This is a genomic window from Bradyrhizobium sp. SZCCHNS3052 (genome assembly GCF_032484495.1).
GTDB lineage: Bacteria > Pseudomonadota > Alphaproteobacteria > Rhizobiales > Xanthobacteraceae > Bradyrhizobium.
Map to the genome: position 1 here is coordinate 25,392 of NZ_JAUETB010000020.1, position 26,385 is coordinate 51,776.

Consider the following 26,385-nt stretch of genomic DNA (forward strand, 5'->3'; position numbering starts at 1 on the left):
AGGACTCGCGGGTTGTCGAAGGCGGGACGAGCGGCATGCGTTGCTCGAGACGCCCGGCAAACGGCGCGTCACGCGCATGCATCGGGCAAACTGACACGCTGGACGGCCAAAGACAACGTGACGGCGGTCACGGCGCGGGAGGCGGATTTGGCGGCAATGTGGTCTCCCGGCGGTCCGTCCGGGGCCGTTTGGAGATCGCCGCCATGGTTAAATTTGCGTTTCTCTTCAAGTGCTTGAAAAGTCAATGGTGTTCCGATGTTGCTTGGGATGCGCGTTCGGGTTAAGCCTTTCTTCGTTGCGGCGCCGCAATTTGCGCGCATTGAGACGACACATCGTCTCGCAACCCCTCAAACCTCAGAGGCGCCAGCGCGACCAAAGGGTGCACCCCTTTGGCATCGATGGGCAGGCTCGGACCAGGATTGACGTGATGACCGCAAGGCAGCCTTCTCTTTCCCGCCGATCGGCCGTGATCGCCGCCGCGCTTCTCTGCACGGTGTCGCTCGCGATCGGCGCGCATGCTGCCCTGAACAAGCGTTCGCTCGAGGCGCCCAAGGCCGCGGCCTCCGAGCAGAGCAGCGTGGCGACCGGCAACGGCGCGCGCCTCGCGCTCGTGATCGGCAATGGTCACTATCCCGACGCGAACGCGCCGCTCGTCCAGCCGATCAACGATGCCCGTGCGCTGACCGGCGCGCTGCGCCGCGACGGCTTCGACGTCGATGTCGTCGAGGATGCCAACAAGGACGACATGGCCCGCGCGGTCGAGCGCCTGAAGGCCAGGATCAAGCCCGACTCGGTCGTGATGCTGTTCTTCGGTGGCTACGCCATCCAGGCCGGACGCGAGAGCTACATGATCCCGGTCGACGCCAAGATCTGGCGGGAAGCCGACGTGCGCCGCGACGGCACCAGCATCGAGCGCCTGCTCGATACCGTCCGCGAGCAGGGCGCGCGCGCCAAGCTGGTGGTGATCGACGCCGCCCGCCGCAATCCCTATGAGCGCCGCTTCCGCGCCTATTCGCACGGCCTGGCGCCGATCAATGCGCCGGCCAACGCCCTGATCCTGTCGTCGGCGACGCCGGGCAAGGTGCTGGACGATCCGAAGGGCCAGAACAGCGTGCTGGTCACCGAGTTGCTGAACCAGCTCGGCAAGAGCCCGAGCGCCGAGACCGTGTTCAACAAGACCCGCAACGCCATCGCCCGCAGCTCCGACGGCGAGCAGGTGCCGACCGTGTCATCCTCGCTGGTCGAGGACATCCGCTTCAGCGCCGACGTCGCCAACGCCGGCAGCTGAGCTTAGCCTGTCCCGCGCCTGAGATGCTCCGCCCTCTCGGCGGCCTCCCACCCTCCCCTGGAGGGGGAGGGTCGCCTCACGGCGAGCGAAGCGAACCGTGGGGCGGGGTGGGGTGATCTCTCCACTTGCACCGTCATCCCTGGCTCCACCCCACCCCGCCGCACGACGCTGGCGCGCCGCACGACGACCCTCCCCCTCCAGGGGAGGGTGGGGCCCCTCAGACCCCTGCGGCGTCGCGTCTTTCAATTGCTCGCCATCACCGGCCGGACCGGGTCGCCCTCGCGCAGCAGCGCGCCGGCGCGGGTGACGACGACGTCGCCCTCGGCGAGGCCGTCGCGGATCTCGACCTGGCCGCCGGCCATCAGGCCGATCTCGACCCGCTTGGTCTCGATCCGCTGAGCCCGGACCACCTGCACCACCGTGCCGTCGGGATCGTACAGCACGGCGGTCAGCGGCACCGCAACGCCGCAGCTCTGGCCGATCTTGATCACGGCGCGGCCGAACGAATGGACCAGCAACCGCGCCGTGCCGGTGATGCCGATGAAGGCCTGGCCGAGCTGGCTGTTCGGCTCGACGGTCGGCGCCACCCTTCGGATCTTGCCCTCGACCTCGCCGGCCCCGACGATGCGGATCCGCGCCGTCTGGTTGACCGCGAGCTTGCCGAGCTGGGCTGATGGCACCAGGCCGACGAGATCATATTCGTTGCGGGCGAGAATCGAGAACAGCGCCTCGCCGCGACCGGAGGCGAACGCCCCGATGGTGGCGCTCGACGACAGGATGGTGCCCGCGACCGGCGCCTGGATCATGATCGTGCCGCCCTCCGGCGGCGTCAGCCGCGCCAGGTTCTGTCCGGCCGTGACGGTGTCGCCGGCATCGACCAGCACCTCCGCGACCTTCAGGCCGGGACGATCGGGCCTGACGGCCGTCTCGTCGCGCGCCAGCACCATGCCGGACACCTCGACCGTGTTGTCGAAGCAGGCCTTGGTCGCCTTGAGCACGCTGACCGCGGCGCCCTTCGGCGCGCCGTCATCGGCTGCCGCAGCCTGGATCATCGCCAGCAGGCCGGCGGCGGCGAGCATCGGCATCCGGCGCATCGTGGCGGCAATTGCGGCATGTCCCATCCGAAACCGATCCTCGCGAACCCAATTCATTGCACGGCTGTCGCCGGGATAGCAGACGCACCGCCGCCGGGCCAGCCGACCCGCGTCCCTGGTAGTCGCGCCAGGATGCCGCGACGTTCATCCGATGGTGCCGAACTTCTCGGCCGGGTCCACGTTGACGCTGCCGAATGTCAGCCGTCTTTCACTTGGGACTCACGACCATGCTTCGGCTCTGGATACCGCTTCTGCTCTGCGCCGTCGTCGTCACGCCTGCGGTCTCCGCCGAGCTCACCGCCGACGCCGTCAACAGCGCCGAGCTGCGCAAGCGGCCGCCTGCCGAGGAGAAGATGGATCCGGTGGCGATCCGCGCCCAGGTGCTGCTCGATCGCGCGCATGTCTCTCCCGGCGAGATCGACGGCCGCTTCGGCGACAATGCGCGCAAGGCGCTCGCCGCGTTCGCGCGCACCAAGGAGCTTGCCGGTGATGCGAAGCTGACGCCCGAGCTGTGGGAGGCGCTGCTGCGCGGCGACCAGGCGCCGGCGATCGTCTCCTACACGATCACCCGCGACGATGTGAAAGGGCCGTTCCTGAAGAAGCTGCCGCAGCACATGGAGGACATGAAGGACCTGCCGGCGCTCGGCTACACCTCGCCGCGCGAGGCGCTGGCCGAGAAATTCCACATGAGCGAAGCGCTGCTGTCGGCGCTCAATCCGAAAGCCAGCTTCGACAAGGAGGGCGAGCAGATCGCCGTCGCCAATGTGATCAGGCCGGACGAGAAGGCGCCGGAGATCATGCGGCTCGACATCAGCAAGGACGCCGGCACGGTGCAGGCGTTCGACCGCGACGGCAAGCTGGTGGCGGTGTTTCCCGCCACGGTCGGCAGCGACGAAAAGCCGACGCCCGACGGCACCTTCAAGGTCACCTCGCGGGATGCCGATCCCAACTACCGCTACAATCCGGACTACGAGTTCAAGGGCGTCAAGTCGCGCAAGCCGTTCACCATCAAGCCCGGCCCGAACAACCCGGTCGGCGCCTATTGGATCGGCCTGTCGGCCGGCAACGGCTACGGCATCCACGGCACGGCCGAGCCGTCCAAGGTCGGCAAGTCGGAGTCGCATGGCTGCGTGCGGCTGACCAATTGGGACGTGCGATTCCTCGGCGACCACCTGGCGAAGAAGGCGAAGGTGGAGCTGCATTGAATGTTCACAATCATTCCGGGGCGGTTGGATTGCTTCGTCGCTTCGCTCCTCGCAATGACGGAGCACGTCAATCTGCATCTGCGCGTAGCGGCCAATTTATTCAGTCATCTCAACTTGATCTGGGCCGTCCAGATGTTCGGTAAAAAAGAAATCGCTTGTGCCGTCGGGCAAATCAGGTGGAGACTTCCGCCCGTCCCGCCTCATTGAAGAGGGGCGCTTTCGCGAACGTCACGACGCGTTGAGGTGGGATGCGATGGCCGCGGCGGGGCGCAGCGTGAGAGCACGCGGACGTACGCCATGCTGCGGACGGTGAAGTCGCAGGGTCCTGGCCTCCCGACGCTGAGGTCCGCGCGGCGCGCGTGATGCGCGCGTCGTCGCCACGGTGACAAACAAGCCGGTCACCGAGGAGACTGCGTATAAATCGTAAAGCCATCGCGCAGGGAGGGCCGGGTCATTCCGGCTGTACCTGTGGTTCTGCCGCCTGCATTTTTTCTCGCAGGCGGACCGCAGGCCTCAGCCGAGGCCTGGCTCTCCCTGCGCCCTCTGTTCAGAAGAGGGTGTCTCGATGAGTAAAGCTCGGACGCGAAACGCGCCGCGAGACCGAAGTGTCATGTTCGCGCGGCGCTTCGTCGATCACCCGCGCAGGCGGGTGGTCCAGTACGCCGCGGCCGTGGTGATTGAGCCTGTCCGTCTCGGAGTCCTGGATCGCCCGTTCGAGCCGGGCGATGACGGCGAAGAAAATCAGCACCGCCTCGGGATGGCGGAAACGATGCTCATTCCTGTCACGTCACTTGGTCCTGCCGCGCCGCTATCTCGCAAACGACCGAGACGGCGCCACATGCAGTGCGTAGGCATCGGCCGCCTCGCTCACGCGCGGATAGAGTTCGGTCACCAGCGGATCGTGGCCCGGAATGAATCGATCCGGATGCCCGGCGAGGCGCTCGATGATCTCCCAGCCCTGGATCATGTCGCCGATGTTGAGCACGATCGGAAACGGGCTGCGGCGCTGCAGGTTGGCGTAGTAATGCGCGGCGTCGGAGGCGAGCACGACCGGGCCGCGCGCGGTGTCGACGCGCACCACCTGCAGCCCGTCGGAATGGCCGCCGACCCGGTGCACGGTGACGCCCGGCGCGACCTCGCCGTCGCCGTTGTGGAAGGTGACGCGCTCGCCATAGACGTGGCGCACCATGGTGGTGACGTGCTCGACCGTGAACGGGTAGCGCAGCATGCCGTTGCACATGCAGCGTCCGGTCGCATACGCCATCTCGCGCTCCTGCAGGTGAAAGCGCGCGTTCGGGAAGCGGTCGAGATTGCCGGCGTGATCGTAGTGCAGATGGGTCACGATGATGTCGCGGATGTCGGCCGCCGCGACGCCGAAGGAAGCGAGCGCATCGATCGGATCGCGCGTCAGGGTGCGATGGCGGATCTCGGCCTCCGCGGCGTTGAAGCCGGTGTCGACCAGGATGTCGCGCCCGTCACGGCGGATCAGCCACACGAAATAGTCGAGGTCCTGCGCCGTGCTGTCGTGCGGATCGGGCTGCAGGAAGTTCATGTGCGGCGTGCGCGGCGACATCGTCGCGTAGCGCAGCGCGTAGATCTCGGCGGCGTTCCCCATGATGGCCTTCTCGTTGGTTGGGCACGGCAACCATCGAGCCATCGGCACGGATCGAGGTCAATCGCATCGAGGTCAATCGCGGTGCTCGTCGAACCGGACGCTGCGCTGCCGCGACACAGCGTGAGGCATCTCACATTTCAAGCCATTGGGATCGTTGCATGGTCCGCTCGTGTCATGGCCCGCAGCTCGCAAGAGGCTCCTGCGGGCGGTCGCCGCCTCAGACGATTCGTCAACCTCTGCAAGCGGTTGACGTGCCGTCACGGCGATTTGATAATGCCTGACGCGTGGGATATGGTCGCCGCGGCGCAAGCTGGACGGCGCCTGATTGCTGACCGCTGGACCGCCATCGTGATGACTTTCCGCCTGCTGTTGCCGCTCGGCCTGATGTTCTCCGTCGCGTTTTCGGCCGTTGTCTCCTGGCCCGCGCACGCGGCCGGCGACCGCTTCGCCCTGGTGATCGGCAATGCGAAATATCCGGATGCCGAGGCGCCGCTCAAGGAACCGGTCAACGATGCCCGCGATCTCACCGACGAGTTGAAGCGCGACGGTTTCAGCGTCGAGACGCTGGAAAATGCCGGCGGCGACGCGATGCGCCGCGGCCTCGATCGGCTCTATGGCAAGATCAAGCCGGGCTCGGTGGCGCTGCTGTTCTTCTCCGGCTACGGCATCCAGTCGAGCCGACAGAGCTACATGATCCCGGTCGATGCGCAGATCTGGCAGGAGGCCGACGTGCGGCGCGACGGCATCGGCCTCGAGCAGGTGCTGCAGGAGATCAACAGCCGCGGCGCCGGCGTGAAGATCGCGCTGCTCGATGCTTCCCGGCGCAATCCCTATGAGCGCAGGTTCCGCACCGCCTCGGCCGGCCTCGCGCCGGTCATCGCACCGAGCGGTACTTTGGTGATGTACTCGGCGGCGCTGTCCGCTGTCGTGACGGATGGCGGGCGCGATCGCAGCCTGTTCGTGCAGGAGCTCCTGAAGGAGATCCGCGTTCCCGACCTCACCGCCGAGGAGACGCTGAACCGCACCCGCGTCGGCGTCACCCGCGCCTCGCGCAGCGAGCAGGTGCCGTGGATCTCGTCGTCGTTGGCGGAGGACTTCTCCTTCGTGCCGGGCAATGGCGGCGTCAGGCCGCCGCCGGCCGAGAGCAATGCCGCGCCGGCGCCTGCACCTGTACCTGTACCTGCGCCAACCCCGACGCAGGTCGTGGTGGCGCCGCCGGTGCCGTCGCCGCTGCCGCCGGCTCCGCCCGCGCCGCAGCCGACGCCGGTGCAGAAGGTGGACACCCCGTCGCCCGCGCCGGTTGCTCCGGCGCCGCCGGCGCCCGCGCCATCTCCCGTGATCGCGAACGTCGCGCCCGCTGCGCCCGCGGCCCCAGCAGCGCCCGCGCAGGATCCGTTCGCCGACGATCCGACGATCAAGAGCCTGAGCGCCAAGATCGCGGCCAATCCGGAGGATGCTGGCGCGCTGTACCGGCGCGGCCAGGTGTATGCGAGCAAGGGCGCCTACGCGCAGGCGATCCGCGATTTCGACGACACCATCCGGATCAATCCGAAGGACGTCGAGGCGCTCAACAACCGCTGCTGGGCGCGCACCGTCGTCGGCGAGCTGCAACCTGCGCTGCGCGACTGCAACGAGGCGCTGCGGCTGCGGCCGAATTTCGTGGACGCGCTCGACAGCCGCGGGCTGGTCAACCTCAAGAGCGGCGCGGTCAAGAACGCCATCGCCGATTTCGATGCGGCGCTGAAGATCAACCCGCGGCTGACGTCGTCATTGTACGGCCGCGGTCTCGCCAAACAGCGTAACGGCGCCGCGCAGGAGGGGGCGCTCGACATCGCCAACGCCAAGGCGATGGACCCCAACATCGTCCGCGAGTTCGAAGCCTACGGCGTGCGCTGATTTGTTGCGCGCGTCGGCCGGCCGGCTCGAACCATGCGGCAGGCCGGACCGACATAACAGCGAACAGCCGGGTGTCGCGCCGGGCGCGGCGGAGACCGGGACGATCAGTTCGCGTGAGGAGGGATTGGCAATGACCGCACCGAAAACGAATTCGACCATGACCGCCGGCCTGACGGCTCTCCTGGCCGCGACGGTCCTGAGCGCGGCCGCGTCGCTGAGCGCGATGCCGGCCTTCGCCGCCGATGATGTCAGTGAGGATCAGATCGTCCGCGCCCTGGCCGGGCCGAAGAGGCCGCTGACCCGGGGACTGTCGATGTCGCCGCCGTCGGAGGCCATACCCGCGGTCGCGCCGGAGCAGGACAAGTTCCTGCAGAGCATTCGCGGCCGCTCGACGCGGTCGCTGTCCACTGCCGAGCGCGAGGAGATCGCGGCGGTCGCCAAGACCAAGCCGAACATCGACCTCGAGATCACCTTCGACTACAACTCCGCCAACATCAGCCAGAAGTCGCTGCCGTCGGTGCAGGCGCTCGGCCGGGCGCTGACCAACGCCGAGCTGAAAGGGTCGACCTTCGTCGTCGCCGGTCATACCGATGCCGCCGGTGGCGAGGCCTACAATCAGGATCTCTCCGAGCGCCGCGCCGATTCGATCAAGCGCTATCTGGTCGAGAAGTTCGGCATCGCCGGCGCCGACCTGGTGACGGTGGGCTATGGCAAGAGCAAGCTGAAGGATCCGAGCCAGCCGCTCGCCGAGGTGAATCGCCGCGTTCAGGTCGTCAACATGCAGAGCAAGACGGCGGCGGCCAAGTAGCGCCGCGTCCATCAAGCGCCGTCGGAGGTCGCGTGGCCGGAGATCGAGGTGGCCGGATGCGTCCCGCAGGATTGCGGGGCGCATCGCCTTGTCGGAGCGCGCCGTGCCAAATTCGCAGCATCCATAACCCGCATCTCGCGCCGACCGGATCACCCTGCCGATGAAGCTGCCAAAATCCCTCAAGTCCGCGGCCAGTGCGGTCGTCTTCGTGGCCCTGTTCGCCGGCTATTACTGGTATGAGCATCGTCCCCATCACACCGCCGAGGAGCCGCCGATGCAGGCCCAGGTGCTGGTGACCAAGGCGGTGAAGGCCTGCTTCTCAGATCTCGTGCGCGTCACCGGCTTCGTCCTGGCCCGCCGCGAGGCGGTGGTCGGCGCCGATCAGGAAGGCTCGCGGGTCATCGACGTTCTGGTCAAGGAGGGCGACACCGTTACCGAGAACCAGGAGCTGGCGCGCCTGACGCCGTCACCGCCGCAGCCGGGAGCGCCGGCGGCGGCCGCGAACCGGCCCGTGTCGCTGCGTGCGCCGGCCGCAGGACTCGTCACCGAGGTCCGCACGATCGCCGGTGCGCCGGCCTCGCCGCAGGCCGGTCCGATGTTCCGCATCGCCGTGAACAACGAGCTGGAGCTCGACGCCGAAGTTCCGAGCGTTCATCTCCTGAAGCTCGGCACGGGCGCGCCGGTGCGCATCACTCGCGACAACCTACCCGACATTGTCGGCCGCCTGCGCGTGGTGGCGCCGCAGGTCGACCGGACCACGCAGCTGGGCCATGTGCGCATCGCGCTGACCAGCAATCCGTCGCTCAAGCCCGGCATGTTCGCGCGCGCCAATATCGATGCCCGGCGGAGCTGCGGCGTCGCCGTGCCCAATACGGCGATCGATCATCTCACCATCCAGGTCGTGAAGGGCAACACGATCGAGACCCGCCGGGTGCGGGTCGGCCTGGTGTCGGATACGGCGAGCGAGATCCTCGACGGGCTGACAGAGGGAGAAATCGTGGTGGCCGACGCCGGCAGCTCGCTGCACGATGGCGACCAGATCAAGACCATGTTTGCCGAAGACATCGATCGCACGCGGGTACGCTGATGGCACTGAACATTTCGGCATGGTCGATCAGGAACCCGCTGCCGTCGATCCTCTTCTCCATCATCCTGCTGATCCTGGGCTGGATGAGCTTCACCAAGCTCGCGGTCACCCGGCTGCCGAACGCCGACATTCCGGTGATCTCGGTCGCGGTGGCGCAGTTCGGCGCGGCGCCGTCGGAGCTTGAATCCCAGGTCACCAAGATCATCGAGGACGGCGTCTCCGGCGTCGAGGGCGCGCGCCACATCCAGTCGCTGATCACCGACGGCCTGTCGGTGACGACGATTACGTTCGCGCTCGAGACCAACACCGATCGCGCCATCAACGACGTCAAGGACGCCGTCACCCGGGTTCGTTCCGACCTGCCGCAGAACGTCACCGAGCCGCTGATCTCGCGCGTCGACAAGATCGGCCTGCCGATCGTCACCTATGCGGCGATCTCACCGGGCAAGACCCCGGAGCAGCTGTCGTTCTTCGTCGACGACGTCGTCAAGCGCGAGCTGCAGGGCGTGCGCGGCGTCAGCCAGGTCGAGCGCATCGGCGGCGTCGAGCGCGAGATTCTGGTCTCGCTCGATCCCGACCGGCTGCAGGCCATGGGTCTCACCGCCGTCAATGTCAGCCAGAGTCTGCGCGGCACCAATGTGGACGTCGCCGGCGGCCGCGCCGAGATCGGCAAGAACGACCAGGCGATCCGCACGCTTGCCGGCGCCAAGACGCTGAACGAGCTGTCCAACACGATGATTCCCTTGTTCGGCGGCGGCGAGGTCCGGCTCGCCGATCTCGGGACGGTCACCGACACGATTGCCGATCGGCGAACCTTTGCGCGCTTCAACGGCGAGCCGGTGGTCGCGCTCGGCATCAAGCGCGCCAAGGGCGCCAGCGACGTGGTCGTCGCCGCCGCGGTCCAGAAGCGCATCGACCAGGTCAGGGCCGCCCATCCCGACGTCGAGCTGAAGCTGATCGATACGTCGGTCGATTTCACCAAGGGCAATTACGAAGCGGCGATCTCGACCCTGTTCGAGGGCGCGATCCTGGCCGTCATCATCGTGCTCTTGTTCCTGCGCGACTTCAGGGCCACGGTGATCGCGGCGATCTCGCTGCCGCTGTCGATCTTTCCGGCCTTCTGGGCGATGGATATTCTCGGCTTCTCGCTGAACATGGTGTCGTTCCTGGCGATCACGTTGTCGACCGGTATTCTCGTCGACGACGCCATCGTCGAGATCGAGAACATCGTGCGCCACATGCGGATGGGGAAGTCGCCCTATCGCGCGGCGCTCGATGCCGCCGACGAGATCGGGCTCGCGGTCATCGCGATCAGCCTCACCATCATCGCGATCTTTGCGCCGGCGAGCTTCATGTCCGGCATCGCCGGACAGTTCTTCAAGCAGTTCGGCATCACCGTCTCGGTGCAGGTGTTCTTCTCGCTGCTGGCGGCGCGCTTCGTCACGCCGATGCTGGCGGCCTACTTCCTCAAGGACCACAAGCACGACGATCCGCCGCCGGGGTTCATCCTGCGTGCCTATCAGCGCATCGTGACGTGGTCGGTAAAGCACTACTTTGTCACGGTGCTGCTCGGCATCGGGATCTTCGCTGCCTCGATTTGGAGCACGACGCTGCTGTCGCAAGGGTTCCTGCCGGCGCAGGACGCGGCGCGATCGCTGCTCGCGATCGAGCTGCCGCCAGGCGCGCAGCTCGCCTACACCGAGAAGGTCACCGAGGACATCGTCGCGCGCCTGCGCAAGCGGCCCGAGGTCCGCAGCGTGTTCGTCGACGGCGGCCGGCTTCAGGGCGCGATGGAGGTTCGTCGCGCCGGAATGATCGTCAACTACACGCCGAAGACCGAGCGCAAGATCACCCAGAAAGAGCTCGAGCTCGAGATCACCAAGGATCTCGAAACCATTCCGGACATCCGTTTCTGGTTCACAGACGAAAATGGTCTGCGCCCGATCAAGCTGGTGCTGACGGGCTCGGATCCCAAGCTGGTCGACAACGTTGCGAGCGAGCTCGCCTCGCAGATGAGGCGGATTCCGATCATCTCCAACGTGGTGTCGGACACTTCGCTCGACCGGCCGGAGTTGCGGGTGCAGCCGCGCGCGGATCTGGCGGCACGTCTGGGCGTTTCGACCGAAAGCCTGTCGCAGACGATCCGCGTCGCCACGATCGGAGATGTTGGACCTGCGCTGGCGAAGTATGACGCCGGCGGCCGGCTGGTCCCGATCCGGGTGCAGCTCGAGGACGCGGCGCGCAGCGACGTGAAGATCCTCGAACAGTTGCGGGTGCCGCTCGGGCAGTACGGCGAAAAGGGCGGCGTGCCGCTGGCCGTCGTCGCCGACATCAAGCTCGACCAAGGCCCGACCAGCATCAGCCGCTACGATCGCGGGCGGCAGGCCACCGTCGCCGCCGACCTCGTCGGACTTGCGGCGCTCGGCGATGCAACCAAGCAGATCGACGAGCTGCCGGTCAGAAAGAGCATGCCGGCCAGCGTCAAGCTGATCCCGTCCGATGATGCCGAAAGCTTGAACGAGCTGGCGTCGGGCTTCATCACGGCGATCACGGCGGGCCTGATGATCGTCTACGCCGTGCTGGTGCTGCTGTTCGGCACCTTCCTGCAGCCGATCACGATCCTGTTCTCGCTGCCGTTGTCGATCGGCGGTGCGATCGCCGCGCTGATGCTGACGGGCAAGCAGCTCACCATCCCCGTCTATATCGGCATGATGATGCTCATGGGCATCGTCACCAAGAACGCGATCATGCTGGTCGAGTTCGCGGTCGAGGCGATCCATGCCGGCGTCAGGCGTGACGAGGCGATCATCGATGCCGGCATGAAGCGGGCCCGTCCGATCGTGATGACCACGATCGCGATGGTCGCCGGCATGATGCCGAGCGCGCTCGCGGTCGGTGCCGGCGGCGAATTCCGCTCGCCGATGGCGCTCGCGGTGATCGGCGGGCTGGTGTTCTCGACCGTGCTGTCGCTGTTGTTCGTGCCGGCGATGTTCCTGGTGATGGACGATGTCGGCGCGTTGTTCGCCCGCCTTGGCCGCAAGCTGATCGTCTCTTCCGGCGATGCCGCCGACGAGGCGCAGTCCGGCCATGGGCCGGAGGCGGCGCATCAGCCAAAGCCGCCGCCGTCGGCGATGTCGCCGGCTGCGGAATGAGATGACGTGCCGGAACGAGCTGTTTCAGTTCGCGGTCGAGGGCATGCGGCGGCGTGCGCTGAGATCGAGACCCCCGCTCGGGGCGCCGTCGACTGGCGCGGCGGTCTCAGGCGGCACGATCAGGGCAACGAAGCCCTGGCTGGCGCCTTCCAGGCCGAACAGCTTGGTCCGGAGCGTGAAATCGGCCCGCACCGAACGCCGCGCCTGCGCCGCCGCGGCTTGCATGCCGGAGATGCAGGAGATGTCGGTGTCGTAGCACAGCGCCGCCCAGCCCTGCGCAGTCAGCGCTTCGGACGGAGGTTGCAGCTCATGCGGGTGCACCAGCGCCATTTCATAGTGCGGATGGTCGGGACTGTAGAACGCTGCGGCAAAGGCGAGGCCGTCATCGCCGCCGACGGAGACAAGGGCGCCGTTCGATGCCGTCTGCCACAGGCGGTCCAGCTCGGTCACGGCCGGCTCGTAGAAGTTGCGACCCTCGTTCAACGGAACGTAGTTCCGGTACAATGCATGGAGGGGCGCTACGACGGTGGCCGCGAATGCCGCGATCGCGATCGTCGCCACGGCGAGATTGATCGTGATGTCGCGGGGGGCGTGATAGCTCGCGCCGCACACGATCACGATGACGAACAGAAAGACGCCCTGCAGGCCCCACAGCGGCGGCATGTCGGTGCCGAACACGATCGAGACCAGTGCGGGGAACACTACGGTCCCGATGCTGATCATCGCCAGCAGCTGGAGTCCGGAGTTGAGGCTGAGCGCATCGTTCAGCACGCGGGTGGGGCGAGGCCGCGTCATGGCGAGCCATATGAGGCCGGGGATACCGGCGATGCCGGCCATCGCCAACAGGAAGCCGCTGCCCTCGACCAGGGCGGCCGCGGCGGTCTTGCCGACGTGATGCTCGATTGCATGCGAGAACGGCTGGGCGCCGGTCGTGGCCAGCCAATAGACATGGGGCGCCAGCGCGACCAGGCCGGACAGCGCCGCGATCCACGGCGCGGGCGAGGTGAAATAGGCCCGACGCTCGCCGTGGCACAACGCTGCGACCGCAAAGCTCGCGATCAGGAAGACCGAGTAGTACTTGCCGAGCATCGCGAGCGCCCCGGTCAGGCCGACCGCGATGGCCCAGCCGACGTGACGTGTCTCGAACGAGCGCAGGAAACACCACGTCGCCAGCGGCCAGCTCGACAGCAGCACGGCGTTGGCGTTGAAGCGCTGCGCATGCAGTTGATAGACCGGCAGCAGCATGAGCAACAGCAGTACGACCAGCCGCTTGTCACCGCGCGCGAAACGCCGGGTGATGAGGTCGACGGCGAAGAGGCCGACGGCTGCGTTGGTCAGCGCCAGCAGGTTGAACGACCAGTTGGTCAGCGGAAACACGGTGGTCCAGGCCCACGCCGCCCAGCCCATCAGCGGCGGATGCTTGGTCGAACCCCAGTCGAAGCTGCGTCCAAGCGACCAGGTCTCGATCACGTCCTGGTGGAGATCGCCCCCGAGATAGGCGATCGAGAAATACACCATCCAGACCGCGACGAACCCGACGATCAAGGCCGGAACGGCCCAGCCGTCCTCCACGGCGTCGATCCAGACCGCGAGAGCTCTGCGCCAACGGCCAACAGAACCACTGGCCTCGATGGCGATTGCCGGCAACGCAAGACTCATGACGTCACTTCCAACCACGCTTGCCTGGCGCGCAAAGCTCCACCCCGCGCGCCGCCGCGCGCGAGCAAATGGAACTCTCCGCTGCCGGATTGAACCCTGTTAGAATTGTTAAAAAGAGTTCATGTCGCAAATTGTGAGGCGTGGTGGCCCAATTGCGATCATGTTTGGCCGATGCTGATACGAAACGATGCATGGCGGGCGGTTCCCGCCATGGACCGGACCCGCAATCGACAAATTTGCGGTGAGCGACGCTGCGCGCTCGGCCAATTAGTCGTTGCGTGCGATCGTGTTCAGCTTGGTCAGGTCATGCAGAAGGATGCGGCCGCGTTGCAGATCCAGGATCTTGTCCTTGCGCCAGGCCTGCAACTGGCGGTTCACGCTTTCACGCGCCGCGCCAACGAAGACGCCAAGCTGTTCCTGCGAGATATGAACCTCGGAGCCGAAATCCTCCGCCAGGGCGCACAGCCGGCGTGCCAGCCGGACCGGCAGCGGCTGCAGCACCGATTCCTCCATTCGCTCGCTCTGCCAGCGGATGCGCTGGCACAGCAGCTGAATGATCCTGATCGCCACCTTGGGCTCGCGTTCCAGGAAGCTGAGGAAATCCTCGCGGCGAAGCACGAACAGTTCGGTCGCTTCACCGGCGGTGGCGTCGGCCGTGCGCTCCTGCCCGTCGAGCACGGCGACCTCGCCGAACAGATCGCCGGGCCCCATGAAGTTGAGCGTCAGCCGGCTGCCGTCGGTGGCACCGGTCTCGATGCGAATCTGGCCGCGCCGCACCCCAAACAGGGCATTGCCGGGGTCGCCCTTCTGGAACAGCACCTCGCCCGACGACAGATGCTGGGTGTGGCAGAGGCTCGAGATTCGCTGCAGCTCGTCCGCGCCGAGGTCGGCGAACATCGGGTTCATCTTCAGAATGACCGCAAATTCGGCCTGCTTGCTCATCACTATACCTTCGGCAACGGTTCAAAGCCTCAGTTACAGAAACCCCCCGGGCGGAAGTGTGTCATAAGTCACATAATGACGCACGGGCTTCCGACTATTTTGGTCGCTCTGGGAGCGGTCTTCGTTCCGAGAAAATTTCGGATTGAACCGGGTCGGCATTGCCGCACGCTAACCCGTGGAGACCGCTCGCGCCTCGCGCTTGGGACATCGACATGAAGGCATTGAAGATCGCAGGCGGTTTGATTGGCGCCGTCATCGTCGTGCTCGCTCTAGCGCTGGCTTTTGGACTTCCGGCGAGCTTCCTCACGGTCGCGATCCAGGACCGCGTCGAGCGTGACACCGGCTATCGCCTGAGCATCGCCGGCTCGGCGAGCGTCAGCCTGTGGCCGTCGCTGCATGCGACCCTGACGGACATCACCCTGCAGGATCCAAAGGAGCGGGACGGCAACAATCGGCTGACGATCGGCAAGCTGCAGGCCGACATGGCGCTGTCGAGCCTGTGGTCCGGCCGGCCCGACATCGGCGAGATCATCATCGACAAGCCCACACTTTATCTGCCGCTGCTGCGCGAACGGCTGCGGGACAATGCGCCGCGCAGCCGTGCCTCGGCGAAGTCGGAAGCGGCGCCTGCGGTCCGGATCGAACGGGTCACCGTCAGGGACGGCGCCGTCGTCCTCTCCAACCCGCGCGACCGCGTCGAGAATCGGCTCGAGGGCATCGGCGCGACGGCGTCTCTGTCCGATGGCAAGGTCAAGATCACGGGTACGGCCCGGGCCGGCGACCGTCCGGTGACCTTCGACCTCACAGCGGCCGCGCCCGCGCTGCCTATTGAGCGCCAGACGCTGCCGGTCGATTTCAAAATCGACATGGCTTCTGCATTCCGCGGGAGTCTTTCCGGCCGCGCCGACGTTCGGCTGAATGGCCCGGTGGTGATGATCAACGGCCTCAGCGGCACGCTTGGCGACGGCGATTTCAACGGCTGGGCCTCGGTCGATCTCGCGAGCAAGCCGCTGGTGAAGGTCGATCTCGACGTTCGCCGGCTCAACTTGGGAGCGCCTGCCGCGCAGGGCTCTGCCGGCGCGTCGGGATGGAGCACGGCGGCAATCGACTTGCGGGGTCTGAACTACGTCGACGCGCGCGTGAAGCTGTCGGCGACGGATGTCGTTCTCTCCGGGACTCGCCTCGGGCCGCTCGATCTCGAAGCCTCGCTGGCCGGCGGCCTGCTGAAGGCGACCGTCGCCAATCTCGGCGCCTATGAGGGGCAGGCCAGTGGCGAGGTCGTGATCGACGCCTCCACGGGCAATCCGGCCTATGCGATGCACTGTGATCTCGTCGGCATCCGGGCGCTGCCGCTGCTCTCGAGCGTCGCCGGATTCGACAAGCTCGATGCGCGGATGCAGGGCAAGCTGGCCTTGCGCTCCAGCGGCGCCAGCCAGCAGGCTCTCATGAGCAACCTGAGCGGCTCGGCGTTCCTGCTGTTCCAGGACGGCGCGATCCGCGGCATCAACGTTGCGCAGATGATCCGCTCACTGACGTCCAATCCGCTGTCGGGATGGCAGGATTCGAAGGAACTGACGACCGATCTCACGCAGCTCTCGGCCTCGTTTCAGGTCGAGCGGGGACAGGCCGCCACCAGTGACCTCAACCTGGTCGGACCGCTGGTCAAAGTCACCGGTACGGGGACGATCGATCTGGGGAATCGGGCGCTGGCGATGCGGGTCGAGCCGAAGCTCGTGATGACGACCGAGGGGCAGGGCCGCACCTCGGAGCCGATAGGCCTCGGGATTCCCGTCGTCATCGACGGCCCCTGGAGTCAGCCGCGCTTCTACCCCGACATGGCCGGCATCCTCGACAATCCGGATGCTGCCTACGCCAGGCTCAAGCAGATGGGCCAGGGCCTGTTCGGCAAGGACGGGGTCGGGCTGAACAATTTGATCAACGGCATCGGCGGCCTCATCGGAAATTCTGCGCCCACCGGTGCTGCTGGTCCGAACGGCGCGCCGTCAACGGCAGCCCCGAATGCGCAGGCCCCGGCGGCCGGCCAATCCGACCTGCTCGGCGGCGATCTCGGATCGGCGATCGGCAATCTGATTCAGCAAGGACTGCAGGCCGCGCAGCCGACAGCCAAGAGCCGCGGCCGTACGCTGGTTGCGCCCCAGGACGGCGCCGTTTCTCGGCCTCCGGGCGCCGCCGGCCAGGGCGCGGCAGAGGCAGCTCCCGCCGAGCCCTTGCAGGACGGTGTGCAGGACAGCCAGCCGATGAACGACGTTCTGAAGCGCATCTTCAATAGGTAATATATAGCCGCGATCGACCGGGCTCGCGGAGGATCTCCTCGATCGGTGCATGCGATTCAGGGCCAGCCGAGCAATAACGAGTTGGCGCGGGGCGCCGGCATGGGCGCCGCTGTGCATGCCATTCTGTGCTAAACGGGTGCCGGCGACGGAGCGTCTCGCACCCGAGCGGTCCTGCCTCCAAAGTGTTGCTGCCGCGAGGACGGCAGCGGACGCGCTTGTCCGAGGCTGACCTCGGTGATGACGCGCGTGAGGGGTCCGGATGAACGAGGTCGAGAACAGAGGCTGGTCGTTGCGGCAGGGCCTGTTCGCCAAATACGTCGTGTCGCTGGTCGGGCTCGTCGTGTTCGTCCTGGCCGTGAATGGCGCGACCGAAACCTGGATCAGCTATCAGTCCACCAAGGCGAGCCTGACCGCCGCCATGGCCGAAAAGGCCGACGCCAGCGCCCGGCGGATCGATCAGGCGCTCTCGGATCTGCAGCGACAGATCAGCTGGGTGACGCGGGCGAGCGCCAATACGCTGGAGCTCCGCCGCGCCGACTATGTACAACTGCTGAGTCAGGCGCCGGCTGTGCGGCAGCTGTATCAGCTCGACGGCCAGGGCCGGGAACAGCTCCGCGTGTCGCGCACCTCGATCTCGTTTGCCTCGGGCAACGACTTGTCACGCGATCTGCGCTTCACCGACACCGTCACACACGGAAGCAATTTCTCCGCCGTGACCTTCAAGGGCGCGCAGCCGATGATGTCGATCTCGGTCGCGCATTCCGGCTTCAATGCCGGGGTGACTGTGGCCGACATCGACCTCGACTTTCTCGAAGACTTCATGACCGAGGCGCAGATCGGCAAGGTCGGCACCGCCTACGTGGTCGATCCGCGGGGCCAGGTGTTGGCGAGCTCGGCGAGGGGACCGGCGGTCGGTCAGGACCTCTCCAAGCTGCCGCAGGTCGCGGCGGTGCTCACGCCGGATGGCGAGCCGCTGGCCTCCGGCACCGACGGCGAGGGGCACGCGGTGCTCTCGGCGGCCGCGACGCTGCCCAAGCTCGGCTGGGCCGTGTTCTTCGAGCAGTCCACGGCTCACGCGCTGGCGCCGATCCGCGATCAGCTGTTGCGCGGTGCGCTGTTGATCGCGCTCGGCCTTGCGGTTGCGATCCTCGCGGGCTCGGTGCTGGCGCGACGCATGCTCGTCCCGATCACCGCGTTGCGCGCCGGCGCGCGCAAGCTCGGCGCCGGCGATTTCGCCCAGCGCATCGAGGTGAAAACGCATGACGAGCTCGAGGAGCTCGCCGATCAGTTCAACAGCATGGCCGGCCAGCTCGCGCAGTCTTATGCCGTGCTGGAAGCCAAGGTCGAGGAACGCACGCGCGATCTGGCCCAGTCGATCAATGAGCTGAAGGTGCTCGAGGAGGTTGGCCGCGCGGTGGCCTCCTCGCTCGATCTCAATGCGGTGCTGCCGACGGTGGCGGCCCGGGCACTGGAGATCACCAAGACCGACGCCGTGCTGATCTATTCCTATGAGGCCGCCGAACGCCGCTTCAGGCTGGTGGAGGCCAAGGGCGTCGACCGGGACGGCCCGCACAATGTGCTGGACGAGCGGACGAGCCTGCTCTCCGACTCCGTGCGCAGCGGCGAGCCGATCGCGATCGCCGAGCTGGAAAACGCGCCCGATCACCCGCTGCGCGACGTCGCGGTTGCCGCCGGCTTTCACGCCGTGCTGTTCACGCCGCTGGTCGATCAGCAGGGCGTGCTCGGCGCGCTCGTGGTGCTCCGCCGGTCGGCCGGTACGTTCCCGCCGAACCTGATCGGACTGATGCGAACGTTCGCCAACCAGGCCGTGCTGGCGATGCGCAACGCACGACTGTTCACCGAGGTCGATCAGAAGGGCCGCGAGCTCGCGCTGACCCACGCGACGGTGCAGCAGCAGGCCGAAAAGCTCACCGAGCAGACCGAGCAGCTGCGCGAATGGAACAAGTCGCTCGAGGAGCGCGTCGAGAAGCAACTGGCGGAGATCGAGCGGATCAGGCGGCTGGAGCGCTTCCTGGCGCCGCAGGTGGCGCAGATCATCGCGTCGTCGGACGGCCATGATGCGCTGCTGGAAAGCCACCGCCGCGAGGTCACGGTGGTGTTCTGCGATCTGCGCGGCTTCACAGCGTTTACCGAGACGACCGAGCCCGAAGAGGCGATGAACGTGCTCCGTGAATATCACGCCGCGCTGGGCAAGCTCATCTTCAAATATGAGGGCACGCTCGATCGCTATGCCGGCGACGGCGTGATGATCCTGTTCAATGCGCCAATCCCGTTCGAGGACCACACGACGCGCGCGGTGAAGATGGCGCTCGAAATGCGCGACGAGATCGGCCAATTGACGGAGCGCTGGAAAAATCGCGGCCACAGCCTGGGGTTCGGCGTCGGCATCGCACTGGGATATGCGACGCTCGGCCAGGTCGGCTTCGAGCACCGGCTCGAATACGCCGCGATCGGCAGCGTCACCAATCTCGCCTCGCGGCTGTGTGACGAGGCCAAGGCAGGCCAAGTGATCGTGTCGCGCCGGGTGTTCGGCGTCGTCGAACAGTCGGTCGATGCCAGGCCGATCGATGACCTGCATCTCAAGGGCTTCAATCACCCGGTGCTGGCGATGGAGATCTTGCGCTGGCGGGGGGAGGGCGCCGACGTGGTCGAAGTCGAGGAGCGGCGGCGATCGTCGGCGACTAACAAGTAGGGCGGGCAAAGGCGCGTGGCGCCTTGCTCGTCGTCGACGGCAGTCTCGCGCGCCCCCGTGCCCATCGCTGTCATTTGACGAAGGGTGGTGGGCACCGGTCGCCTTCGGCGCTTTGGCCACCCGACGAAGCTCGGCTCAATAGGCCTGCTTCGCATCGGCCTCCTCGCTGGTCTGGATCAGATCGAGGCTTGCCTCGATCTTGCCGATCAGGCGGTCGAACGTCTTGCGCTCGTCGGCGGACAGGCATGCCATGATTTCGCGCTCGCGCTGCTGCAAACGCGGGATCAGCTCCTCGTACAGCGTCTTGCCCTTACGTGTCAGGCGCAGACGGAACTCGCGGCGATCCTCGGCGTTCTCGACGCGCTCGATCAGCCGCCGCTCCAGCAACGACGTCACGGCCCGGCTGATGGTCGATTTGTGCGTGCGGGTGCACGCTGCGACATATTGCGCGCTGCAGGCCTCGCGGCGGAAGCCGAGCGTCGCCAGCACGCGCCATTCCGGAATGTCGAGCCCGTAGCGCTCCCGATACTCGACGGCGAGCGCCGCGCTCACCTCGGCGGCCAGACGGTTGAGCCGAAATGGCGCGAACTTGAACAGGTCGAGCCGCTCGTCGTCCTGCGGCACTGCCGCATTTCGGTCATCCTCGACCGGCTTCGCCTGCCGCCTGGACGCCGCGGTAGATGGCTTCGCCAAGATCGCGCTCCGATTTTTGAGTTGACGCGGCCGAAGCCGTCGGCTTTAGAATAGTTGCAGGTGAGACTATCTGGCAAGACGGCCAGATGCCTCGCCCGAGGAAATGTCGGTCGCTTCGAAAGTCGTCGCTTCGAAAGTCCAAGAAAACCACAAGGCGAGCAAGCCATGGTGCAGGCCAATCCGGGGCAGGGCGCGAGCCAGGCGAAGGTTCAGTTCGGCTATCATCGGCACGAAGACCAGGATCAGGCCACGCCGGCCGCGCATCCGGTCGTCGTCGTGGGTGCGGGTCCCGTCGGGCTGTCGTTTGCCATCGATCTTGCGCAGCGCGGCCATGCGGTCGTGGTGCTCGATGATGCCGACCGGATCGGCGAGGGCTCGCGCGCGATCTGCTTCTCCAAGCGCTCGCTGGAATATTGGGATCGCCTCGGCGTTGGCGACCGGATGGTCGACAAGGGCGTGGTGTGGAACGTCGGCCGCATCTTCCACGGTCCGTCCGAGCTCTATCAGTTCAACCTGCTGCCGGAGCCCGGGCACAAGCGGCCGGCCTTCATCAACCTGCAGCAGTTCTATGCCGAGGCCTATCTGGTCGATCGCGTCAACGCGCTGCCTTCGATCTCGCTGCGCTGGCGCAACAAGGTCACCGCGCTCGAACAGCGCAACGATCATGTCGTGCTGACGATCGAGACGCCGGACGGCCCCTATCGGCTGTCGGCGCAATATGTGATCGCCTGCGACGGCGCGCGCTCGTCGCTGCGCCAGATGGTCGGCGCCGGTTTCTCCGGCAAGGTGTTCGAGGATCAGTTCCTGATCGCCGACGTCAGGATGACGGCCGAATTCCCCACCGAGCGCTGGTTCTGGTTCGATCCGCCGTTCCATGCCGGGCGCTCGGCGCTGTTGCACCGGCAGCCGGACAATGTCTGGCGCATCGACCTGCAGCTCAGCCGCTATGCCGATCCCAACGTCGAGAAGCAGCCGGAGAATGTGCGGCCCCGGATCGCACGCATGCTCGGCCATGATCAGTTCGAATTCGAATGGATCTCGCTCTACAAATTCCAGTGCCGGCGCATGGAGCGCTTCATTCATGGTCGCGTCGTCTTCGCTGGCGATTCCGCCCATCAGGTCTCGCCGTTCGGCGCACGCGGTGCCAATTCGGGGCTGGAGGATGCCGAGAATCTGGCCTGGAAGCTCGATCGCGTGCTGCGCGGAACCTCGCCCGCGACGCTGCTCGAAACCTACCATCTGGAGCGAAGCGCGGCCGCCGACGAAAACATTCGCGAATCCACGCGGGCGACGGATTTCATGGCGCCGAATTCGCACCAGGAAGCGCGGCTGCGCAAGGTGGTGCTCGCGCTCGCCAGGGACACCGAATTCGGCAAGCGCATGGTCAATGGCGGCCGGCTGTCGGTTCCCTCGGTCTACCAGACGCCGTTGTCGACCGAAGACGACGAGGCCTGGCACGGTGGCCCTCGTCCGGGAACATCGATGCCGGATGCGCCCCTCGAGACGGCAGACGGACGGCACCTTCACCTTACCGATGCATTCAATGCTCAGGGCCGGCGTTTCACCCTGCTGTCTTTTGCCAATGGTGAGGCGATCGATGTACCCGACGATGTCGGTGTCGTCAGCATCGGCGGTCCGAATGGACTTGCCGATGGCGAGGGTTTCGCGGGCAAGCGTTACGGGGCCGAACCCGGCACCTCCTATCTGCTGCGTCCGGATGGCTATGTCGCGGCGCGCTTCCGGCACCCGAGCCGCGCCGCGATCGCGGCGGCGGTCGCACGCGCCTCCGGCCTGAACTGAGGAAGCCGCAACGATGACGCTCTCGACCGCCTCCAATTTCGCCAAGCCCGACGATGCCTTCCGCGCCATTGTCGAAGCGCATCGGGGCCTCTCGGACCTCGAAAGCGCCGATCTCGATGCGGCATTGGTCCTGATCCTCGCCAATCACATCGGTGACATCGGTGTGCTGGGCGAGGCGATCGCGCTGGCGAAACGCAGCATGGCGGATGCCGGCCAACAGCAACAACAGCAGCAGCAATAGGCTGCTGCGCACACAAGGAATGAAGTGATGGCGAAGGGTTTCGCATCGACCACGGATCTCGCCGAGAAGAAGGTCACCTTCTCGGAGATCGGCCCGGATCTCTATGCTTTCACGGCGGAGGGCGATCCGAACTCTGCGGTGATCGTCGGCGACGACGGCTGCATCGTGTTCGACGCGCAGGCGACGCCGGCGATGGCCAACAAGGTGATCGAGCGGGTCAAGACCGTCACCGACAAGCCGATCAAATATGTCGTGCTGTCGCACTACCACGCCGTGCGCGTGCTCGGCGCCTCGGCCTATCATGCGCAGGGCATCGTCGCCTCGCAGGAGACGCACCGGCTGATCGTCGAGCGCGGCCAGCAGGATTGGGACTCCGAATACGGCCGCTTCCCGCGCCTGTTCCAGGACGCCGAGAGCATTCCTGGCCTGACCTGGCCGACCCTGACCTTCGAGGGCGAGATGACGATCCATCTCGGCAAGCGCGAGGTGCAGCTGATCCAACTCGGTGCCGGCCACACCTCCGGCGACATCGGCGCCTGGGTGCCGGATGCCGAGGTGATGTTCTCCGGCGACCTGATCGAATATCACTCGGCCTGCTATTGCGGCGACGCCTATTTGCGCGAATGGCCGTCGACCTTGAACGAGATCCGCGACTTCAATCCCAAGGCGATCGCGCCCGGTCGCGGCGATGCGCTGAAGGGCGAGGCCACCGTGCGCGAGGCGATCGCCATGACGCGCGACTTCGTCACGTCGCTGTATGGCGCGGCCGAGATGTCGGTCGCGAAGGGACGCAGCCTGAAGGAGTCGATGGCGGCGACGCGCGAGGTGATGGATCCGAAATTCTCGAGCTTCGCCATCTACGAGCACTGCCTGCCGTTCAACGTGTCGCGCGCCTATGACGAGGCCAGCGGCATCGACGATCCCGTGATCTGGACCGCCGAGCGCGACCGCGAGATGTGGGCCCGCCTGCAAGGAGAAGGATGATGAACGTCAACACATCGCCTGACCAGCTCAACCGCGCCACCGGGCAGGTGACGCCGGGCTACATGTCCGGCTTCGGCAATTCGTTCGAGACCGAGGCGCTGCCCGGCGCACTGCCGATCGGGCGCAACTCGCCGCAGCGCTGCGCCTACGGGCTCTATGCCGAGCAGCTCTCGGGTTCGCCGTTCACCGCGCCGCGCGGGTCCAACGAGCGCTCCTGGCTGTATCGCATCCGTCCGTCGGTGAAGCATTCCGGCCGCTTCGCCAAGGTCGATGCCGGGCTGTGGCGCACCGCGCCCTGCCACGAGCAGGAGATCACGGTGCAGCAACTGCGCTGGGATCCGACACCGTTGCCATCGGGCGATGTGACGTTCCTGCAGGGCGTGCAGACCATGACGACGGCCGGCGACGCCGCGACGCAGGCCGGCATGGCCGCGCATGTCTACGTCATCACCAAGTCGATGGTCGACCAGCATTTCTACAATGCCGACGGCGAGCTGATGTTCGTCCTGCAGCAGGGGCGCCTCAAGCTCGTCACCGAGTTCGGCTGCATCGATGCGGAGCCCGGCGAGATCGTCGTGATCCCGCGCGGCGTCAAGTTCCGAGTCGAGATCCCGGCGGGGCCGGCGCGCGGCTATCTCTGCGAGAACTATGGCGGCGCCTTCACGCTGCCGGAGCGCGGACCGATCGGCGCCAACTGCCTCGCCAATGCCCGCGACTTCCTGACGCCGGTCGCCTCCTACGAGGACAAGGACACCCCGACCGAGCTCTACGTCAAGTGGGGCGGCGCGCTGTTCAAGACCGAGCTCGAACATTCTCCGATCGACGTCGTCGCCTGGCACGGCAACTACGCGCCCTACAAATACGACCTGCGCACCTTCTCGCCAGTCGGCGCCATCGGCTTCGACCATCCCGATCCGTCGATCTTCACCGTGCTGACCTCGCCGTCGGAGACGGCCGGCACCGCCAACATCGACTTCGTGATCTTCCCCGAGCGCTGGATGGTGGCCGACAACACCTTCCGTCCGCCGTGGTATCACATGAACATCATGTCGGAGTTCATGGGGCTGATCTACGGCGTCTACGACGCCAAGCCGCAGGGCTTTGTGCCGGGTGGCATGAGCCTGCACAACTGCATGCTGCCGCACGGGCCGGATCGCGAGGCGTTCGATCACGCCAGCAATGGCGAGTTGAAGCCGGTCAAGCTCACAGGCACCATGGCCTTCATGTTCGAGACGCGCTTCCCGCAGCGGATCACCAAGCACGCCGCGGAGTCCGGCACCATGCAGAGCGACTACGCCGATTGCTGGAACGGGCTGGAGAAGCGGTTCGATCCGAACCGGCCGTAGCCACGACCTCCGCCGTCATTCCGGGGCGCCGCGCAGCGGCGAGCCCGGAATCCATAACCACGATCGGCCGTGGGGATGCAAAGCTCGGCCACAACCACTGTGCCCCACACATCTGCCCGTTGCTATGGATTCCGGGCTCGCGCTGCGCGCGCCCCGGAATGACGAGCGGAGACATGGTCCGAACTCAGGAAGACAACTGTGCCCCACCCCAACGATCCCTCGCTCCGCTCCTTCATCCCGGTCGATCCGGCCTCGGACTTCCCGATCCAGAACCTGCCCTACGGCGTGTTCTCCGCCGCCGACTCGCCGAAGCCGCGCGTCGGCGTGGCGATCGGCGACGTCGTCCTCGACCTCGCGGTGCTCGAGGACGAAGGCCTGCTCGATCTGGCGCCGGCCTATGAGGTGTTCGCGCAATCCTCGCTGAATGCCTTCATGGCGCTCGGCCCCGCCGTGTGGTCGAAGACGCGGGCTGCGATCAGCGCCCTCTTGCGCCAGGACAATCCGCGGCTGCGCGACGACAAGCCGTTGCGTAGCCGGGCGCTGCTGCCGCGCTCCGACGTTACGCTGCATCTGCCGTTCCATGTCGCCGGCTACACGGATTTCTATTCGTCGAAGGAGCACGCCACCAATGTCGGCGTCATGTTCCGCGGCAAGGACAATGCGCTGCAGCCGAACTGGCTGCACATGCCGATCGGCTATAACGGCCGCGCGTCGACCGTGGTCGTGTCGGGCACCCGAGTGCGTCGGCCGCGCGGACAGCTGAAGCCGCCGGGCGCCGACGTGCCGAGCTTCGGTCCATGCAAGCGGCTCGATTTCGAGCTGGAGATGGGCGTCGTCATCGGCCAGTCCTCGCCGCTCGGCGAGATGCTGACCGAGGCGCAGGCGGAGGCGATGATCTTCGGCTTCGTGCTGCTCAACGACTGGAGCGCGCGCGACATCCAGCAATGGGAATATGTGCCCCTCGGCCCGTTCCAGGCCAAGGCGTTTGCGACGTCGATCAGCCCGTGGGTGGTGACGCGGGAGGCGCTGGAGCCGTTCCGCGTGTCGGGGCCAACGCAGGATCCAACGCCGCTGCCCTACCTGCAGCAGAAGGAGGCGCAGAACTACGATCTCTCCCTCGACGTGGCCTTGCGCGCCTCCGGCAGCAACGCCGCGCAGACCATCGCGCAGACCAATTTCAAGTACATGTACTGGTCGAGCGTGCAGCAGCTGATGCACCATGCCTCGTCCGGCTGTGCCATGAGTGTCGGCGATCTCCTGGGGAGCGGCACCATCTCCGGTCCGGAAAAGCACCAGCGCGGCAGCCTGCTGGAGATCAGTTGGAACGGCACCGAGCCGGTCGAGCTCGCCGGTGGCGTGAAGCGCTCGTTCTTGGAGGACGGTGACTCCCTCATCATGCACGGCTGGTGCCAGGGGCAGGGCTATCGCGTCGGCTTCGGCGAGGTCGAAGGCACGATCGTGGCGGCGGAGTAGGCGTCATTGCGAGCGTAGTGTTCAGCCCGGAGACATAGATTACACCTGTTCGGGGACATAGTTGACAGTTTTGGGGTCGCGCAGATCAATCGCTG

Annotated in this window: 19 protein-coding genes; 13 read left to right on the plus strand and 6 right to left on the minus strand. The window is 66.4% G+C overall.

Annotated elements, in window-relative coordinates:
• Nucleotides 1-427 precede the first annotated feature (427 nt).
• Nucleotides 428-1,288 carry a caspase family protein gene (locus QX073_RS33470; RefSeq protein WP_315750742.1) on the plus strand — a complete coding sequence of 287 codons (861 nt, stop codon included), beginning with the start codon at nucleotides 428-430 and terminating at the stop codon, nucleotides 1,286-1,288.
• A 242-nt stretch (nucleotides 1,289-1,530) separates the two neighbouring features.
• On the opposite strand, the gene QX073_RS33475 is transcribed toward QX073_RS33470, so the two are convergent.
• A complete protein-coding gene (locus QX073_RS33475; protein ID WP_316227043.1) occupies nucleotides 1,531-2,409 on the minus strand; it encodes an efflux RND transporter periplasmic adaptor subunit in 879 nt (292 codons plus the stop codon).
• A gap of 200 nt (nucleotides 2,410-2,609) precedes the next feature.
• Between QX073_RS33475 and QX073_RS33480 the strand changes: the two genes are divergently transcribed.
• The gene (locus QX073_RS33480) at nucleotides 2,610-3,587 is read left to right on the plus strand and encodes a L,D-transpeptidase (protein ID WP_316227044.1); all 978 of its coding nucleotides are present in this window, start codon (nucleotides 2,610-2,612) and stop codon (nucleotides 3,585-3,587) included.
• A gap of 547 nt (nucleotides 3,588-4,134) precedes the next feature.
• Here QX073_RS33480 and QX073_RS33485 read toward each other — a convergent pair.
• A complete protein-coding gene (locus QX073_RS33485; RefSeq protein WP_315828373.1) occupies nucleotides 4,135-4,335 on the minus strand; it encodes a hypothetical protein in 201 nt (66 codons plus the stop codon).
• 60 nt (nucleotides 4,336-4,395) lie between these two features.
• A complete protein-coding gene (locus tag QX073_RS33490) occupies nucleotides 4,396-5,202 on the minus strand; it encodes an N-acyl homoserine lactonase family protein (protein WP_315750746.1) in 807 nt (268 codons plus the stop codon).
• Nucleotides 5,203-5,553: 351 nt separating this feature from the next.
• Between QX073_RS33490 and QX073_RS33495 the strand changes: the two genes are divergently transcribed.
• From QX073_RS33495 to QX073_RS33510, 4 genes are all read left to right on the plus strand, one after another.
• A complete protein-coding gene (locus QX073_RS33495; RefSeq protein ID WP_316227052.1) occupies nucleotides 5,554-7,098 on the plus strand; it encodes a caspase family protein in 1,545 nt (514 codons plus the stop codon).
• 130 nt (nucleotides 7,099-7,228) lie between these two features.
• Nucleotides 7,229-7,906: an OmpA family protein gene (locus QX073_RS33500; protein ID WP_316227045.1), complete on the plus strand. Its 678-nt coding sequence runs from the start codon at nucleotides 7,229-7,231 to the stop codon at nucleotides 7,904-7,906.
• 160 nt (nucleotides 7,907-8,066) lie between these two features.
• Nucleotides 8,067-8,993: an efflux RND transporter periplasmic adaptor subunit gene (locus QX073_RS33505; RefSeq protein WP_316195146.1), complete on the plus strand. Its 927-nt coding sequence runs from the start codon at nucleotides 8,067-8,069 to the stop codon at nucleotides 8,991-8,993.
• On the plus strand, nucleotides 8,993-12,145 hold the full coding sequence (locus QX073_RS33510) for an efflux RND transporter permease subunit (RefSeq protein ID WP_315750752.1): 3,153 nt from the start codon (nucleotides 8,993-8,995) through the stop codon (nucleotides 12,143-12,145). The genes QX073_RS33505 and QX073_RS33510 overlap by 1 nt, the downstream gene beginning before the upstream one ends.
• Nucleotides 12,146-12,169: 24 nt before the next feature.
• Here the strand turns inward: QX073_RS33510 and QX073_RS33515 are convergent, their stop codons facing one another.
• Together QX073_RS33515 and QX073_RS33520 are read right to left on the minus strand one after the other, a co-directional pair.
• The gene (locus QX073_RS33515; protein ID WP_316227046.1) at nucleotides 12,170-13,804 is read right to left on the minus strand and encodes a glycosyltransferase family 39 protein; all 1,635 of its coding nucleotides are present in this window, start codon (nucleotides 13,802-13,804) and stop codon (nucleotides 12,170-12,172) included.
• A 267-nt stretch (nucleotides 13,805-14,071) separates the two neighbouring features.
• Nucleotides 14,072-14,746, minus strand: coding sequence for a Crp/Fnr family transcriptional regulator (locus tag QX073_RS33520; protein WP_315717001.1), 675 nt, complete (start codon nucleotides 14,744-14,746; stop codon nucleotides 14,072-14,074).
• A gap of 212 nt (nucleotides 14,747-14,958) precedes the next feature.
• Between QX073_RS33520 and QX073_RS33525 the strand changes: the two genes are divergently transcribed.
• On the plus strand, nucleotides 14,959-17,040 hold the full coding sequence (locus QX073_RS33525; RefSeq protein WP_316227047.1) for an AsmA family protein: 2,082 nt from the start codon (nucleotides 14,959-14,961) through the stop codon (nucleotides 17,038-17,040).
• A 259-nt stretch (nucleotides 17,041-17,299) separates the two neighbouring features.
• Nucleotides 17,300-19,753, plus strand: coding sequence for an adenylate/guanylate cyclase domain-containing protein (locus tag QX073_RS33530; RefSeq protein WP_316227048.1), 2,454 nt, complete (start codon nucleotides 17,300-17,302; stop codon nucleotides 19,751-19,753).
• Nucleotides 19,754-19,888: 135 nt separating this feature from the next.
• On the opposite strand, the gene QX073_RS33535 is transcribed toward QX073_RS33530, so the two are convergent.
• Nucleotides 19,889-20,446, minus strand: coding sequence for a MarR family transcriptional regulator (locus QX073_RS33535; protein ID WP_315750760.1), 558 nt, complete (start codon nucleotides 20,444-20,446; stop codon nucleotides 19,889-19,891).
• Nucleotides 20,447-20,611: 165 nt separating this feature from the next.
• Between QX073_RS33535 and QX073_RS33540 the strand changes: the two genes are divergently transcribed.
• The 5 genes from QX073_RS33540 (at nucleotide 20,612) to fahA (ending at nucleotide 26,290) form a co-directional block, all read left to right on the plus strand.
• Nucleotides 20,612-22,246, plus strand: a complete 1,635-nt coding sequence (locus QX073_RS33540; RefSeq protein WP_316169896.1) for an FAD-dependent oxidoreductase — start codon at nucleotides 20,612-20,614, stop codon at nucleotides 22,244-22,246.
• A gap of 13 nt (nucleotides 22,247-22,259) precedes the next feature.
• Nucleotides 22,260-22,487, plus strand: a complete 228-nt coding sequence (locus QX073_RS33545; protein WP_315750764.1) for a DUF2783 domain-containing protein — start codon at nucleotides 22,260-22,262, stop codon at nucleotides 22,485-22,487.
• 27 nt (nucleotides 22,488-22,514) lie between these two features.
• Nucleotides 22,515-23,471 (plus strand): MBL fold metallo-hydrolase, encoded by a 957-nt coding sequence (locus QX073_RS33550; protein ID WP_316227049.1) that lies wholly within the window; start codon nucleotides 22,515-22,517, stop codon nucleotides 23,469-23,471.
• The gene (gene hmgA / locus QX073_RS33555) at nucleotides 23,471-24,817 is read left to right on the plus strand and encodes a homogentisate 1,2-dioxygenase (RefSeq protein ID WP_316227050.1); all 1,347 of its coding nucleotides are present in this window, start codon (nucleotides 23,471-23,473) and stop codon (nucleotides 24,815-24,817) included. Before QX073_RS33550 ends, hmgA begins: the two co-directional genes overlap by 1 nt.
• A gap of 198 nt (nucleotides 24,818-25,015) precedes the next feature.
• Nucleotides 25,016-26,290, plus strand: coding sequence for a fumarylacetoacetase (gene fahA, locus QX073_RS33560; RefSeq protein WP_316227051.1), 1,275 nt, complete (start codon nucleotides 25,016-25,018; stop codon nucleotides 26,288-26,290).
• Nucleotides 26,291-26,385 lie beyond the last annotated feature (95 nt).

Bases quoted from the DNA above. Each gene is read 5' to 3' on its own strand.
- QX073_RS33470 (WP_315750742.1), top strand. From the start codon at position 428: ATGACCGCAAGGCAGCCTTCTCTTTCCCGCCGATCGGCCGTGATCGCC.
- QX073_RS33475 (WP_316227043.1), bottom strand. From the start codon at position 2,409: ATGGGACATGCCGCAATTGCCGCCACGATGCGCCGGATGCCGATGCTC.
- QX073_RS33480 (WP_316227044.1), top strand. From the start codon at position 2,610: ATGCTTCGGCTCTGGATACCGCTTCTGCTCTGCGCCGTCGTCGTCACG.
- QX073_RS33490 (WP_315750746.1), bottom strand. From the start codon at position 5,202: ATGGGGAACGCCGCCGAGATCTACGCGCTGCGCTACGCGACGATGTCG.
- QX073_RS33495 (WP_316227052.1), top strand. From the start codon at position 5,554: ATGACTTTCCGCCTGCTGTTGCCGCTCGGCCTGATGTTCTCCGTCGCG.
- QX073_RS33500 (WP_316227045.1), top strand. From the start codon at position 7,229: ATGACCGCACCGAAAACGAATTCGACCATGACCGCCGGCCTGACGGCT.
- QX073_RS33505 (WP_316195146.1), top strand. From the start codon at position 8,067: ATGAAGCTGCCAAAATCCCTCAAGTCCGCGGCCAGTGCGGTCGTCTTC.
- QX073_RS33510 (WP_315750752.1), top strand. From the start codon at position 8,993: ATGGCACTGAACATTTCGGCATGGTCGATCAGGAACCCGCTGCCGTCG.
- QX073_RS33515 (WP_316227046.1), bottom strand. From the start codon at position 13,804: ATGAGTCTTGCGTTGCCGGCAATCGCCATCGAGGCCAGTGGTTCTGTT.
- QX073_RS33520 (WP_315717001.1), bottom strand. From the start codon at position 14,746: ATGAGCAAGCAGGCCGAATTTGCGGTCATTCTGAAGATGAACCCGATG.
- QX073_RS33525 (WP_316227047.1), top strand. From the start codon at position 14,959: ATGAAGGCATTGAAGATCGCAGGCGGTTTGATTGGCGCCGTCATCGTC.
- QX073_RS33530 (WP_316227048.1), top strand. From the start codon at position 17,300: ATGAACGAGGTCGAGAACAGAGGCTGGTCGTTGCGGCAGGGCCTGTTC.
- QX073_RS33540 (WP_316169896.1), top strand. From the start codon at position 20,612: ATGGTGCAGGCCAATCCGGGGCAGGGCGCGAGCCAGGCGAAGGTTCAG.
- QX073_RS33545 (WP_315750764.1), top strand. From the start codon at position 22,260: ATGACGCTCTCGACCGCCTCCAATTTCGCCAAGCCCGACGATGCCTTC.
- QX073_RS33550 (WP_316227049.1), top strand. From the start codon at position 22,515: ATGGCGAAGGGTTTCGCATCGACCACGGATCTCGCCGAGAAGAAGGTC.
- hmgA (WP_316227050.1), top strand. From the start codon at position 23,471: ATGAACGTCAACACATCGCCTGACCAGCTCAACCGCGCCACCGGGCAG.